Genomic DNA, 13,704 nt, shown 5'->3' with positions numbered 1-13,704 from the left:
CGTTTTGCATTGGCGTTCCCGAGTTCGCGGCCGGCCCTTCCCCATGCATGGAACTGCTCACCTGAAGCAGGCCACCAATACACCACGACCTGTTGCGGTCGCCAAACTGCCTCGCGCCGCCTGCCGACGACTGGCCAGGTGCATGCCATCAAGCTGGAACAATCGAATATGCATAATACGATACCGCCCTCGAGCTACACCCCCATGTCCATGGCCGCCGCCGATTCCGAGCCTGCAAGCTCCCAGCGGAGGGCGGTGCCGAGACGGCCTTTGTCGCCCGACAGCGAGACCGACAACACCCCAAAAAGGCTGCGCCACGAAGTCCCGATGCAGGGTCTGGCGATGCGCACCCGCCTGCTGTCGCTGGAAAGCGCCACCCCGATCAACGAGCCGGAAGAGATCAAGTCCGCACTGGCGCAGGCCCACGCTTTCGTCACGAAGCGGAAGGCCACGTTCCAAGACAGCGACAATATGCATGTGAAAAGCGCGGCGATCATGCTGGATCGAACGCTGTGCCTGGCCAGCAATGTCAGCCAGGGTGGACAACATCTGTCGAGTTTTGCGGAGGACAACCGACACGCTGGCCATTACATCCGCAGTTTCGACCATGATTTACTGGTGTCGGACCGCGCCAAGGCGAATCAGCTGCCCATCGCGCGACTCGTGGGCGAACGCAAGGACGATGCGAAGGGTTATGCCGCGAACGTCGGCCTGGTGCCCAACGTCCATTCCTTGCGGCTGTACCAGCTGGGCAAGCTAACGCCGGGCAAGGGAGATATCAAACAGCGTCCGCTCCAGACCTCGCCAGGGAATGCGGAGCTGTACGATGCCTCGCTGAAATACCGGACCGATGTGACCCAACACGTCCAAACGCAGCTGACGGGCAGCAAGAACATCCAGGTGGGAGCATACGAGGACTATCCGGCCGTCATGGTGCATTGCGACGCCAGGACCTTTCTAGATGTCACCAAGAAAGAAAAAAAAGAGCTCGGTACCGCGGCGGAATCGTTCACCCAGTTCCTGATGAGCCACTACCTCGGCATTGTTAATGCCGAGGCCGCCAAGATGGGGCTCAATACCGCCACGGTTGAGCGCTCCAGTTTCGGTCACCTGACGCCCTCCGTCGCCTCGACCGCTAACAGTTTCCGGATCAACCTCGGCATGATGCCGCCCGCATATGCCGAAGCGCATGTCAGGGCGCTGCGCATTCTCGATCAGGAACTGGACAGTTTCCAGGCATCGTTCGGGAACGGGCATCAAGTGAATCTTGCCCCGTTCGAGCCTTCGGAGCACAGGCTCGAACTCAACAAAGACAAGAATCTGTTGCAGTTGGCCTTTACCAAGGCCGAAAGCGGTGGCAAAAGGCTGATCACCAATACCATGCGCACCCTGAACGCCAGGAATGCTGTCGACTCGGAGTCGTTTGCACTGCATCGGCGCTCGTCCGCGGATGCCGCTGTGGCCGATCCACTTTCGGCAACGTTGACGAACTTGTTTTCCCAGGTTGGCTTTGTCAAGAACTCGAAGGGCGGGATGACGATGAGTACCAACACGGAGCCCAAGCCGTACAGCATCACCGCCGGGCAGAATGCCGTCCCGCCCACGACCGGTGGAGCAGCCGAAGCGCCCCCGCTGTCGGCGGCCTACGACGCCTACCTGCAAAAGTTCAGCAGGAATCTCGCCAAGGTCGGAACCGCCATACCCGGCCAAGCCGGCGGCACGCAAGAGCATCTCGCGCGCATCGCGGGCACGCTACACCCGAACAATCCGGATATCGCGGTTGCATTGGACCTCGCCAACCAGTTGCTGATGGTGCATACGCTGGACAAATTGCAAGCCGGCAAGGGTGCGGACGAGACGGATTTCGGCTACGGCAGCGACTCCGACGTCGAGGATGGGGACGTTCGGGGAAGCAAGATGATCCTCCATAACGGCATGCGCAGCCTGCTGGGGGCGACGAACTCGGCGCGCGCAATCCTGTTCGGCGGCGAGGCCAACAACGTCGGTATCGCCTATGACAAGCCGTATTATGAAACCGCCGGCGCCATTCGCGACGCCGAGATCCAGGTCAAGGAACAGGCCGATGCGCAGATCGTCATCAAGGACATCAATGCCTGCGTGACGGACGCGACGAAGGGGGATGGGAAACGCAACGTGGCGGAAGCCTATCCCAACGCGCGAGCCTGGATCATCGATACGACCAGCGCGACCACGGCGCAGATGCACGAGGTCTATGAGCAGTTCAAGGAGGCGGAAACAGCCGAGCTGCTGTACTTCGCTTCCAGCGGCCTCAAGAACGAGCAGGCCGGCGCGGACCAGAACAACTATGGCTCGCTGCGCGTATTTGGCAAGGCGGGCGACGGCGACGCGAACAAGCAACGGGTGGGGGAAGTGCTGGGCGCAATCGCGGGCACCGACCGGGGACTGGCACAGTTCTCGCACGAACACCGGCGAACGATGAAAGCGATGGGCCTTGTGCCGACGAACCAGAGTATCGTCATGCCGGTGCGCAGCGACGTCGTGATGGCCGATGCGCCGTTCGACGCGGGTTGATGCCGGCCACCGCACGCTGCCGCGCCATGCGGCAGCGGCCGGATGACATCATCCGGTTGCGGATTCGCTTACCCTCACCCGCCCGCTACCCGCCAGCAATTGCGCCCCGCCCGCTTGGCATCGTACATCGCCTGGTCGGCCGCCTTGACCAGCCCCTCTGGCGTCATGCCGGCCTCGAACCATGCGACGCCGATGCTGGTGGTAACGGGCAGCGGCGTGCCCGCCAGGTCGAACGGCACCGCCATCGCGGCCACCAGCTTCTGCGCGATGACGACGGCGTCGCCGGGCTCGTTCAGGCCCTCGGCCACCAGCACGAACTCGTCGCCGCCCAGGCGCGCGACGAAATCGGCTTCGCGCAGCACGAAGCGGATGCGCTGGGCGAACAGGCGGATCACGCTGTCGCCCACGTCGTGACCGTAGGTATCGTTGACCTGCTTGAAGCGGTCGATGTCGAAGTACATCAGGGCCAGGCCGGCACGGCGGTGCGCGCGCTTGACCGCTTCGTCCAGCTGGTTGTTGAAGTAGCCGCGGTTGGGCAGGCCCGTCAGGTTGTCGTAGTTGGCACGACGGAACAGCTCCTCTTCCATATATTTGCGCGCCGTGATGTCCTCGGTAACGGCCAGGATGCCCGTCACCTGGCCCTGGTCGTCCTTCAGCGGGATCTTGCTGGTCTCGATCCAGCACGCCTCGCCGTCGCGCCGTACGTCGCGCGCCTGCATGCGCATGCGCGGCACGCCCGAGCGGATCACCTCCAGGTCCACCTGGCGGTAGTTGTCGGCCTGGTCCTTCCAGCGCAGGTCCGCATCGGTCTTGCCGACCAGCTGGTCGAGGCCGTGCAGGCCCGCCGCCTCCAGCAGCGAGCGGTTGGCGCCCTGGTAGACGCTGTCGATGTCCTTCCAGAACACGCTCTGTGGAATATTGTCGAGGATGGCCTGCAGCATCTGGCGCGATGCGTGCAGCGCGGCCTCGGCCCGCTTGCGGTCGGTGATGTTCTCCGCAAAACCCAGCACGTGGCTGACCGTGTCGCCTGAGCTCATCGGGATCATCACGACCGACAGGTCGGAGCGCCGGCCGTCGGCGCTTTGCACCTGGTGCGTGTACGCGACCGCGTTGCCGGCCATGACGTCGCCGAAGTACCGCGCCGCCGCCTGCCGCTCCGGCTTCGGGACGAATCGCGTGACCGGCATGCCGGCCAGCGTCTCGCGCGGCACACCCAGTTCGCGCGCCATCTGCTGGTTCGACTGCAGGAAGCGGCCCTGCGGGTCCAGTGCGAACACGGCAAACGGATGGTGCTCGAAGAAGCCGGCAAAGCGCTCGTTGAAGTCGCGCATCGCCCGCTTGCCCGACGCATAGCGCGGCCACGCGACCGTCGCGTAGCTGGCGATCAGCGTCAGCAGCATGCCGATGGCGAACACCAGCGCCGCCTCGTGCAAGGAACCGGCGGCGAGCTGCGTGCGCTTGGCGTAGAAATACATCAGCCAGGTGCGCTCGCCAAAGGCGATCGTCGTGCGATGCGCCAGCACATGATCCCGGTCCCGCTGCAGCGCGTGGGCGACGTTGTCGGCATCGAACACCGTGGTGGCGGCGGATACGCTGCCGTCGAAGACCTCCAGGTCGAACTGCTGGGCGAGGCGGCCATCGTCGAACGTGCCGAACAGCTGGCGCACGTACAGGGCCGAGAAGATGAAGCCCGCCAGGTCGCCCTGGGCGTCCGGCATGGCGGTGGTCGGCGCCTTGCGCACGGGCGCGAAAATCAGTACGACCGGACGGTTGGCAGGGTCGCGCAGGGCTGTGTGCATTGCCGTGGTTACCGGTTCGTCGGCCGCGGCCGCTCGCTGCATCGCGTGCCGGCGGGCCGGAACGGCCGCATAGTCGATACCCCGCAAACGGTCAGCCCGCAAGGGATCCAGCGCGTGCTGCCCAAACAGCAGCGGATAGTAATCGCTCGCATCCGGGCGCGGCGCGAAGACACGGTAGCCTGGAAAGGTACGGGCCGCGTCCGCTTCGAAAGCAGCCAGCCGCGCCGCCGGGACCCGCGGCAGGTAGCCGAACGAGCTCATGCCCTCCAACCGGTCGAACACGCGGCTGGCCTTGATGTAGTTGTCGAATTCCTCGCGCGATATTGCATCCGACGCGCTGAAGAACGCCGCCAGCGCCCGCGTCGCGCTGACGTACTGTTCCAGGCGCTGGCGCAGCAGCGACGCATAGTTGCCGGCAGTGTCACCCAGCTGCTCGAGCTGGTGGGCTTCGCTGCGCTGCCAGTGGAGTTGGCAGGCGTAACCGGACAGCGCCAGCCCGGCGGCAAACACGACGGCAGACAACCCCATGCGGCGAGCAGTGATCCTGACGAATTCTCCCAGCGATGCCATCCATTCTCCCGACAGATGCAGGCCCTCAGCGGCAAGGGGCTGCGCAGTAGAGGCTACCCCGTTTTCGGCGGAGGTGGCGCAACATGCGACGCACCGCTGGCCGCCGGCAAGTTCCCGAACGACCTCGGCGCTGCCAGCGTGAAATGGGACAACTGCAGAGCCGACTGCACGACCGCCCGACGGCACCTGCTAGATGCGCCCGCCGCAATGCAGGATTGGTTGCCCAACAAACCATTGTCTGCCGGTCGGTAGGTACCCTGCCAGCAAGGCCGGGTCCACGACCCGGCCTTTTTTTCGCTCCCACAAGCACTATTTTTTGCCGATGTGACAATTGGCGAGATTATGCCGCTAACTGTTGCGTAAAATCACGGATTCACTTCTCAACATGCCCGCCGCCATGCGACCGACCACCGTGTCGCGTGCGCCCAGGCGGGCTGCCTTTGCAAATCGATATGACGCTTTTCCGCACCCTCCTCTGCACGATGTTCAGCCTGTTGCTGGCCGCTTCCCCTGTCCAGGCCGCCGATACCACCCCGGAACAGCTGCTGGCTTCGCTGAAATTCCAGGAAGGCAAAATCTCCCTGCCCGGCGGCGTTGCCACCCTCGACCTGCCGGCCGGCTTCCGTTACCTGGCGCCCGCCGACGCGGGCCGCCTGCTGTCGGAAGGCTGGGGCAACCCGCCGGGCATCGAGACGCTGGGCATGATCGTGCCGACCGCCGTCAATCCGCTGACGCGCGCAGGCTGGGGCGTGGTGGTCACCTATGAAAAGGAAGGCCACGTCAAGGACGACGATGCGGACAGCATCAAGTACGACGAACTGCTGAAGACGATGCAGGAGTCGATGCAGGAAGCCAACGAGGAGCGCAAGAAACAGGGCTACCAGCCGATGACGCTGGTCGGCTGGGCGGAAGCGCCGCGCTACGACAAGGCCAGCCACAAGCTGTACTGGGCCAAGGAACTGCATTCGGCAGGCGACGCCCAGAACGGCTTGAACTACAACATCCGCGTGCTGGGCCGCGAGGGCGTCCTGGTGCTCAACGCGGTGGCTGGCATGGACCAGATCGCCCAGATCCGCAAGGAGATGAAGACGGTGACGGCGTTTTCCGACTTCACGCCGGGCAACCGCTATGCCGACTTCGACGAGAAGACCGACAAGGTGGCGGAATACGGTCTGGCCGCATTGATCGCCGGCGGTGCCGCCGCCAAGCTGGGCCTGTTCGGCAAGCTGTTCGCGCTGCTGCTCGCGTTCAAGAAGGTGGTCATCGTCGGCATCGGCGCCCTGGGGTTCGGCATCGCCAAGCGGTTCGGCCGCAAGCCGAAGGTCGACCTCTCGAAGTCCTGACGATGGCCAAGCTTCTGCTGTGGCTGTTCGCGGCCGGCAAGATGGGCAAGCTGCTGACGACGGGCGGCACGATGCTGCTGTCGCTGGTTGTCTACAGCTGGGTGTTCGGCTGGCGCTACGCCGCCGGCTTCGTCGTGCTGCTGTTCGTGCACGAGATGGGCCACTACGTGGCCGCGCGCAACCGTGGCCTGCGGGTGGGCACGCCCGCGTTCATCCCGTTCGTCGGCGCGTGGGTCGCGCTGGAAGACCTGCCGCACGACGTCGAGACGGAAGCCTACATCGGCATGGCCGGTCCACTGGCCGGCACGCTGGCGGCAATGGCCTGTTATTTCGCGGCGCGCGACAACGACAGCCAGCTGCTGCTGGCGCTGGCCTATTCCGGCTGCATGCTCAACCTGATCAACCTGATCCCCTTGATGCCGCTGGACGGCGGCCGCATCACGGCCATCGTCTCGCCCAAGGTCTGGCTGCTGGGCGTACCGCTGCTGGCGGCGCTGTTCTTCTACCGCCCCAGCCCCATGCTGATCCTTGTCGGGCTGCTGGCGATCCCCCAGCTGAAAGCCGCCTGGCGCGGCGATCCGGGCCCGACGCCGGCCTACTACGACGTCAAGCTGGAAACCCGCCTCAACTACGGCGCGCTGTACCTTGGCCTGGTCGCGTTCCTGGCCGTCATGAGCTACAGCATCCACGACATGATCCGCGCCTAGCGTCACCTATCGACCGGAGCTTCGATGCAACGTCCTGCCGCCCCCGCCCACCACCTTGCCGCCTTGCTGGTCCCGTTCATGCTGGCGGCCTGCGGCGCCCCTGCCACGGCGCCGAGCGGCCCGTATGCGCGCTACCTGAAGGGCGACGAAAGCGTGCGCAAGGTGTCGGAGGAAGGGCCGTTCACGCTGCTCGACATCGAATACCGCAGCTGCTGCGGCTACCTGTTCAGCGCCCAGCTGGACTACCAGCGCATCCTGTACCGCGGCAAGGTGGTGGCGAAGAAGGTCGAGCGGGTCGAGCCGTTCCGCGGTTTCGGCCGGCCCGCGCTGGTGTGGCCCGTGCCGCTGGGCGACGGCAAGCTGCAGGTGTTGTCCGAACACCAGGGCAAGGCGGTATTCGACACGATCGACCTCGGCCTGTACAGCCACGACGGCGAGGATGGCTATTACCACGGCTATCCGATCGCGCCCGGCGTGCGCTATTTCCCACGCAACGGCGGCGTGCTGCTGTCGGCCTTTCCCATCCGGGTGCGGAAGCTGCCCGCTGGCCTCGACTGCTGCACGGGCCACATCGGCCAACTGGCCGGCACGGCGCCGGACGGCAGCGCCTATGCCTATGCGGACTCGCGCAAGGAGCCGGGCGCCATGCTGGTCGTCGATGCGGATGGGGGCATGCGCGAACCGGTGCCGCTGCCGGTGGCGCAACCGGCGCCGGCGCCGCAGGACCTGAGTCCCCATTCGCCGCTGCTGCGCTGGTTCGAGACGTCGTTCACGTGGACCAAGAACGTACAGGGCAAATGGAACGTCGCGCCGCTCGCCGGCGCGCCGCAAGGCAGGCGCGCGCCGGTGGAAGAGCTGTTCCTCGACGTGCCGTCAGGCTACCGTCACTGCTTCGCCACCGACAACGCCAGCTGCCAGCCGGGCTGGCGCCTGTTGCGCGAAGGCGAGCTGGCAACGATCTTCAAAAACGGCTACGTGCCGCCCTATACCTACGTGCCGTCGCAGCCCACGCAGGCGTTTGGCGCCCCGGTCGGCGCGCTGATGGTCAGCCGCATCGGCTACGGTGGCACAGGCTACTACCTGTATGTCGAGGACAGCGCTGACAAGGTCGTCGCCGCATTCGCCCGGCGCCTGCGCGAACGCAGGGTGCCGTTCGTGCGCATCGACGAATGTCCGCGCAATACCCATGGCACTCCCGACTGCGCGGCGCCATTGCGTGACCAGCTGGGCTGGCAGCGCGACCCCGACTATTCGCTGGAAAACGCGCTGCGCTGGCGTCCGGACGACGGCGCGATGTTCGTGCTGCCGACCGTCGCGGTCCGCATCGTGGCCGCGGAAGGCGGCACCACGCTCATCGGCACCGCCGCGCGCTATCCGTCGCCGCCACCGCTGCGCGAGAAATAGCGCCTATTTGCGCCGTGGCGGCTGCGCCTGCTGCGCGGCCGCGTACAGCGCCTTGGCATCGGCATGGGCCTGGTCGACGTTGCGCAGCTTCTCGTCGTCGTCATGGCGCACGAAGAATTCCGCGTCCTGCGCACGCATCACCATCGTGATCGCCTGCTTCTCGGTCACGTTGTATTTTTCGAAGATCAAGGTGGTGACTTCGTCCAGGTATTCTTCGTAGGTCATGGCAGTTCCCGCTCGCGGTGTTGGATCAGGCGGGCATTCTAGCGCAGTGCGCAGCCGTAGCGCCGGTTGAGGTAAGCTTGGGGGTGGTTTGCAGCTTTGCCTGCAGATTCGCCATCCACCGAACAAGGAAAACCATGCCCGTCCCCATGAAACCCGTGGCCTGCGCCGTCCTCCTGTCCGCCTGCGCGATGGCCGCGGCGGCACCTGCCGACACCGGCGCGCCGAAACGCCAGGCCGACATCGACGCCATCGTGCGCGAAATCTCCCCGCAGCGCATCCACGGCTACATTGAAAAACTGGTGGGCTTCGGCACGCGCCACACGATGTCCGAGACGGAATCGGACACGCGCGGCATCGGCGCCGCGCGGCGCTGGATCAAGGCCGAACTGGAACGCTGCGGCGCCGGCAAGCTGCAGGTGACGTTCGACAGCCACGTGCACCCTGTCGCGCCGCGCCTGTCGAAGCCGACCGAGATCGTCAACGTCGTCGCCACCCTGCCCGGCACGCAGGCGCAGGCGAAGGACCGGGTCTACGTCGTCTCCGGCCACTACGATTCGCGCGTGACGGACGTGATGGACGCCACCAGCGACGCCCCAGGCGCCAACGACGACGCTTCCGGCACCGCCGCCGTGATGGAACTGGCCTGCGTGATGGCCAAGCGCCAGTTCGACGCGACGCTGGTCTTCATGGCCGTGGCGGCGGAAGAGCAAGGCCTGTTCGGCGCCGGCCACTGGGCCGAGCAAGCCCGCAAGAACAACGTCGACGTGGCGGGCATGTTCACCAACGACATCATCGGCAGCTCGGTCGACGAAAACGGCAAGCGCGACGACAAGCAGGTGCGGCTGTTCGCCGAGGGCATCCCGGCGCTGAAGGAAGTCCCGGATGCGCTGCGCACGTTGATCCAGACCGGCGGCGAAAACGACTCGCCGTCGCGCCAGCTGGCCCGCCACGTCAAGGAGACGGGCGAACGCTACGTGAAGAACTTCAAGGTGACGGTGATCCAGCGGCGCGACCGCTACCTGCGCGGCGGCGACCATATCCCGTTCCTGGAACAGGGCTACGCGGCGCTGCGCTTCACGGAACCGGCCGAGGACTTCCGCCACCAGCACCAGGACCTGCGCAAGGAAGGCGGCACGCAGTACGGCGACCTGATCGAGTTCGTCGACAGCGGCTACACGGCGCAGGTGGCGCGCGTCAACGCGGCCGCGCTGGCCTCGCTGGCGCTGGCCCCGGCCGCACCGCGCGACGTCAGGGTTCTGACGGCCAAGCTGGACAACAAGACGGACCTGACGTGGCAGCCCAACAAGGAGCCCGACCTGGCCGGCTACCGCGTGGTCTGGCGCGAGACCACCGCCGCCAACTGGCAGGGCGCGAAGTTCGTCGGCAACGTCACGTCGTTCCGCAGCGACCTGTCGAAGGACAATGTGTTCTTCGGCGTGCAGGCCGTCGACAAGGACGGCAACGTCAGCCCGGCAACCTACCCGCTGCCGCAGCGCTGAAACAAACCCGCAGGTGACAGGCACCGTCGGGTTTCGTGCCCGCGAGACTTAGTCCAGCGGCACCGTCAAGGCCTGCCGCACCGCCACGCAGCGGCGGTCCTCGTCCTGCAGGGCCAGCAGCGTGCGGCGGGCGCCGGTGGAGAGCGTCGTGTACTTGGCTGCCGCGTCGGCCAGGCGCTGCACGCTTTGCGGCGTGCAGCCCGTCGGGATCAGCGTGCCGGCATAGGCGCGCATGAAGACCGGGCCTGCGGCCTTGTCCAGCTCCGGCAGCTGCGCCAGGCGCCGCTCGGCCGTCTGTTCGGCCAGCGCCGCTTGCGAGGACGGGTACAGGTTTTCCATCGCCGTGCGGATGCGCGCGAACGGCAGCCTGGTTTGCGGGTCGGCGATCTGCGCCAGCCACTCGCCCTTGACCTGGGCGTCCGGGCGCACGACGGTGGCCGCCAGCGCGGCCGCCGAGCCGGTGTCGGACTTGTCGCGCTGCTGTTCCGCCGCCAGCAGGGCCGCGCTGCCCGGCGCATCGCGCTCGTTGAGCTTGCGAACGATGATCCAGCGCACGTCCTGGCTGACCGTCACGCCTTGCGGCACGCCTTCCCCGGCCAGCAGGCCAGCCAGGCGCGCCAGCGCTTCGCGGCTCGCGGCCACGTCGATATAGGCCGTCAGCCAGCGCCGCTTGAAGTTCGCGTCCGTGCCCGTGCGTACGCCCTGCCACGCCATGTCCTCCAGCGACTGGCGCACCTTGCGCGTGTAGGCCGCCTGCGGTGCCATGCGCTGCAGGTAGGCGTGGCTGGCGTGCACCTTGTCCAGCACATTGCCCAGCAGCGCATAGTCGGTTTCGCGCGGCGCGTTGTTCAGTACCGTCTGCAGGAATTCATTCAACGGCAGCGCGCCATCGCGCACGCCATCCCACATGCTCTGCCACAGCATCGCGCGCAGCAGCGGATCGGCCACCTTGCTGACGTCCTTGCGGGCGGTGGCGAACGAGCGCTCGTCCAGCTTGACCTTGGCGAAGCCCCAGTCCTGGTAGTTCGGGTAGACGAGGTCGGGGCACGGTGCGCCGTGCAGGGCCGGCACCGCCGTGGCCGCCCCCTGGTAGGTGACCGGTACGCTGCGTTCCAGCTTCAGCGCCTTGCCGCCGGCATCGAACAGCGCCACCTGCACGCGCTGCTCGCGCAGCACGGGGTAGGCTTGCGGCGCCGTCTGCCGCAGCGTGAACGCGTCGATCTTGCCTGCCTTGCAGGAGTAATGCGCGGCGATCGTGTTGACGCCGGGCTGGTACAGCCACTGCTGCGTCCACGGGCCCAGGTCGCGTCCCGCCGCCTCGGCCAGGCTGCCGATGAAATCGTCCAGCTGCGCGTTGCGGAACTGGTACTTGACGAGGTAGTTGTGCACGCCCTTGCGGAACGTCTCCTCGCCCAGCAGGTGGCGCAACTGCTTCAGCGTCGATGCGCCTTTCGCGTAGGTGATCGCGTCGATGTTGTCGAAGGCATTCGCCGTGGTCGGCACCGGCACTTCGATCGGGTGCGTGCCGGGCGAGTCGTCCTGGCGGTAGGCACCCGCCTTGGCGTTGGAATAGAAGTACTGCCACGCGTTTTTGAATTCCGTCGATTCCGCCGTGCCCAGCGTGCCCATGAACGAGGCGAAGCTCTCGTTCAGCCACAGGCCGTTCCACCACTTCATCGTCACCAGGTCGCCGAACCACTGGTGCGCCATCTCGTGCATGATGACGCTGGCCAGCGCGTGGCGCTGGTCGGTCGTCATCTTGTCCTTGTGCAGGAAGCGCGCTTCCGCGAACGTGATCGCACCGGCGTTTTCCATGGCGCCGTACAGGAAGTCGGGCACCAGCAGCTGGTCGTATTTTTCGAACTGGTACGGAATGCCGAAGTAATCGTCGAAGAACGCCAGGCCCTGTTTCGTGAAGTTGAACCATACGGCCGGATCGATCTGCGATGCCACCGACTGGCGCGCGAACAGCCGCATCGGGTACTTGGCGCTGGCGTCCTCCCAGATCTTGTAGGGGCCCGCGTGCAGCGAGAAGTTATAGGCCGATAGCTTCTTCGTGGCCGGGAACGTCCAGCGCTTGCCGCCGTCCGTGTCGCGCACCGACGACTCGCGCGTGGTGGAGACGACGACCCAGTCGGCCGGCGCCGTCACGTTGACCTGGTACGTCGCCTTCAGGTCGGGCTGGTCGAACAGCGCGAACATCTGGTGCGCGGCCGCCGGCTCGAAGTGCGAATACGTGTAGACGCGCCCATCGACCGGGTCGACCATGCGGTGCAGGCCTTCGCCATTGGTGCTGTGCGGCCGCTCGTAGCGCACGATCACTTCGTTGCGGCCGGCCTTCAGGTCGGCGGCGGCCAGCGTGATGAACCAGTTGTTGTACCGCGGCGCGACGGCCTTGCCGTTGACGGTGAGCGACTTGATCGTCGCCTTGTCCAGGTCCACCGTGAGCGGCTCGGTGGCATCCTTCAGGTCGAACTGCAAGGTGGTGGTGGCGGCAAAGGTTTCCTTGCCGGTCAACGTGAAGTCCAGCGCATAGGCCACGTTGGAGACGCGCGCGGCGCGCGCTTCGGCATCGGCTTGCGACAGCCAGGCATTGTCGGCACGGGCCGCGGCATGCGCGGGGACCGTGCCCGCCACCAGGGCGGTACTGCACGCGAGGGCAACAGCGAGGGAGATCGGCGATTTCATCGTTATCCTTATCGGGATGTGTTCAGTGGCTGGCCCTCAGTCGGCCCCGAATGAGCGGCGCGGGGATGATACCATCGACCCCACCGAATAATTCTTTGAAAATCGCCTTTGCCACCATGCAGATCTCTTTTGAAACGGCCGACCAGCCGGACGTCCACGCCCTGATCGCCGAACTGGATACCTACCTGTATTCGCTCTATCCCGCCGAGAACGTGTATGCGCTGGACGTGTCGTCGCTGACGCAGCCGAACGTGCTGTTCGCCGTGGCCCGCGCCCACGACGGCGCCGCCATCGGCTGCGCCGCCATCGTCGTCACGCCCGCCTATGGCGAGGTGAAACGCATGTACGTGCGTCCGGCCGCGCGTGGCCAGGGTGCGGCGCGCCGCCTGCTGGAAACCCTGGAGCTGCAGGCCCGCGCCCACGGCTGCACGGCGCTGATGCTGGAAACCGGCCCCACGATGCCCGAAGCCCTGGCGCTGTACGAACGCCTGGGGTACAAATACCGGGGCCCGTTCGGCGACTATCCGGACGATCCGCTGTCCGTCTTCATGGCCAAGGCGCTGGCATGAGCGACAGTCTGCATCACCTGCGCGACCTGACCCGCGCGTTCGCGGCGGAACGGGACTGGCAGCAGTTCCATACGCCGAAGAACCTGGCGATGGCGTTGTCGGTGGAAGTGGCGGAACTGGCCGAACATTTCCAGTGGCTGGCGACCGGCGCGCCGGCCGAACTGGATGAGCGCAAGCGCGAAGGCGTGCGCCACGAACTGGCGGATGTGCTGCTGTACCTGGTGCAGCTGGCCGACCAGCTGGACGTCGACCTGCACGCAGCGGCGCTGGAGAAGCTGGCGCTCAACGCGGCCAAGTATCCGGCCGCGCAGGTGCGGGGGGATGCGCGCAAGTACGACGAGTACTGA

The 13,704-nt window shown here is 66.0% G+C and carries 10 protein-coding genes; 7 read left to right on the top strand and 3 right to left on the bottom strand.

The features are described 5' to 3' along the window. Positions 1–138 precede the first annotated feature (138 nt). Complete coding sequence (locus PX653_RS25300) at positions 139–2,553, top strand: hypothetical protein (protein ID WP_277415406.1); 2,415 nt, start codon at positions 139–141, stop codon at positions 2,551–2,553. A 74-nt stretch (positions 2,554–2,627) separates the two neighbouring features. Here the strand turns inward: PX653_RS25300 and PX653_RS25295 are convergent, their stop codons facing one another. Then, positions 2,628–4,922: a sensor domain-containing diguanylate cyclase gene (locus PX653_RS25295; protein ID WP_277415405.1), complete on the bottom strand. Its 2,295-nt coding sequence runs from the start codon at positions 4,920–4,922 to the stop codon at positions 2,628–2,630. 452 nt (positions 4,923–5,374) lie between these two features. Between PX653_RS25295 and PX653_RS25290 the strand changes: the two genes are divergently transcribed. From PX653_RS25290 to PX653_RS25280, 3 genes are read left to right on the top strand one after another with little or no spacing between them, the layout of a single operon-like run. Then, positions 5,375–6,265 (top strand): DUF2167 domain-containing protein, encoded by an 891-nt coding sequence (locus tag PX653_RS25290; RefSeq protein ID WP_277415404.1) that lies wholly within the window; start codon positions 5,375–5,377, stop codon positions 6,263–6,265. 2 nt (positions 6,266–6,267) lie between these two features. Continuing rightward, on the top strand, positions 6,268–6,972 hold the full coding sequence (locus PX653_RS25285) for a site-2 protease family protein (RefSeq protein WP_277415403.1): 705 nt from the start codon (positions 6,268–6,270) through the stop codon (positions 6,970–6,972). Positions 6,973–6,996: 24 nt separating this feature from the next. After that, complete coding sequence (locus PX653_RS25280; protein WP_277415402.1) at positions 6,997–8,376, top strand: hypothetical protein; 1,380 nt, start codon at positions 6,997–6,999, stop codon at positions 8,374–8,376. Between the two features lie 3 nt (positions 8,377–8,379). Here PX653_RS25280 and PX653_RS25275 read toward each other — a convergent pair whose 3' ends face one another. Beyond that, a complete protein-coding gene (locus PX653_RS25275; protein ID WP_277415401.1) occupies positions 8,380–8,601 on the bottom strand; it encodes a hypothetical protein in 222 nt (73 codons plus the stop codon). A gap of 134 nt (positions 8,602–8,735) precedes the next feature. Between PX653_RS25275 and PX653_RS25270 the strand changes: the two genes are divergently transcribed. Next, positions 8,736–10,100 (top strand): M28 family peptidase, encoded by a 1,365-nt coding sequence (locus tag PX653_RS25270; protein WP_277415400.1) that lies wholly within the window; start codon positions 8,736–8,738, stop codon positions 10,098–10,100. Positions 10,101–10,148: 48 nt separating this feature from the next. Here PX653_RS25270 and pepN read toward each other — a convergent pair whose 3' ends face one another. Continuing rightward, on the bottom strand, positions 10,149–12,788 hold the full coding sequence (gene pepN / locus PX653_RS25265; protein ID WP_277415399.1) for an aminopeptidase N: 2,640 nt from the start codon (positions 12,786–12,788) through the stop codon (positions 10,149–10,151). A gap of 116 nt (positions 12,789–12,904) precedes the next feature. Here pepN and PX653_RS25260 point away from each other — a divergent pair, with 116 nt between their 5' ends. Together PX653_RS25260 and PX653_RS25255 are read left to right on the top strand one after the other, a co-directional pair. After that, the gene (locus tag PX653_RS25260; protein ID WP_277415398.1) at positions 12,905–13,357 is read left to right on the top strand and encodes a GNAT family N-acetyltransferase; all 453 of its coding nucleotides are present in this window, start codon (positions 12,905–12,907) and stop codon (positions 13,355–13,357) included. Next, positions 13,354–13,704, top strand: a complete 351-nt coding sequence (locus tag PX653_RS25255; protein ID WP_277415397.1) for a nucleotide pyrophosphohydrolase — start codon at positions 13,354–13,356, stop codon at positions 13,702–13,704. Before PX653_RS25260 ends, PX653_RS25255 begins: the two co-directional genes overlap by 4 nt.

The organism is Pseudoduganella chitinolytica (genome assembly GCF_029028125.1).
Classification (GTDB): domain Bacteria; phylum Pseudomonadota; class Gammaproteobacteria; order Burkholderiales; family Burkholderiaceae_D; genus Rugamonas; species Rugamonas chitinolytica.
This window is presented reverse-complemented; position numbering and strand designations above follow the sequence as displayed.

Excerpts from the sequence above, each read along its gene's own strand:
- PX653_RS25295 (WP_277415405.1), bottom strand. The coding sequence starts at position 4,922 with ATGGCATCGCTGGGAGAATTCGTCAGGATCACTGCTCGCCGCATGGGG.
- PX653_RS25290 (WP_277415404.1), top strand. The coding sequence starts at position 5,375 with ATGACGCTTTTCCGCACCCTCCTCTGCACGATGTTCAGCCTGTTGCTG.
- PX653_RS25285 (WP_277415403.1), top strand. The coding sequence starts at position 6,268 with ATGGCCAAGCTTCTGCTGTGGCTGTTCGCGGCCGGCAAGATGGGCAAG.
- PX653_RS25280 (WP_277415402.1), top strand. The coding sequence starts at position 6,997 with ATGCAACGTCCTGCCGCCCCCGCCCACCACCTTGCCGCCTTGCTGGTC.
- PX653_RS25275 (WP_277415401.1), bottom strand. The coding sequence starts at position 8,601 with ATGACCTACGAAGAATACCTGGACGAAGTCACCACCTTGATCTTCGAA.
- PX653_RS25270 (WP_277415400.1), top strand. The coding sequence starts at position 8,736 with ATGCCCGTCCCCATGAAACCCGTGGCCTGCGCCGTCCTCCTGTCCGCC.
- pepN (WP_277415399.1), bottom strand. The coding sequence starts at position 12,788 with ATGAAATCGCCGATCTCCCTCGCTGTTGCCCTCGCGTGCAGTACCGCC.
- PX653_RS25260 (WP_277415398.1), top strand. The coding sequence starts at position 12,905 with ATGCAGATCTCTTTTGAAACGGCCGACCAGCCGGACGTCCACGCCCTG.
- PX653_RS25255 (WP_277415397.1), top strand. The coding sequence starts at position 13,354 with ATGAGCGACAGTCTGCATCACCTGCGCGACCTGACCCGCGCGTTCGCG.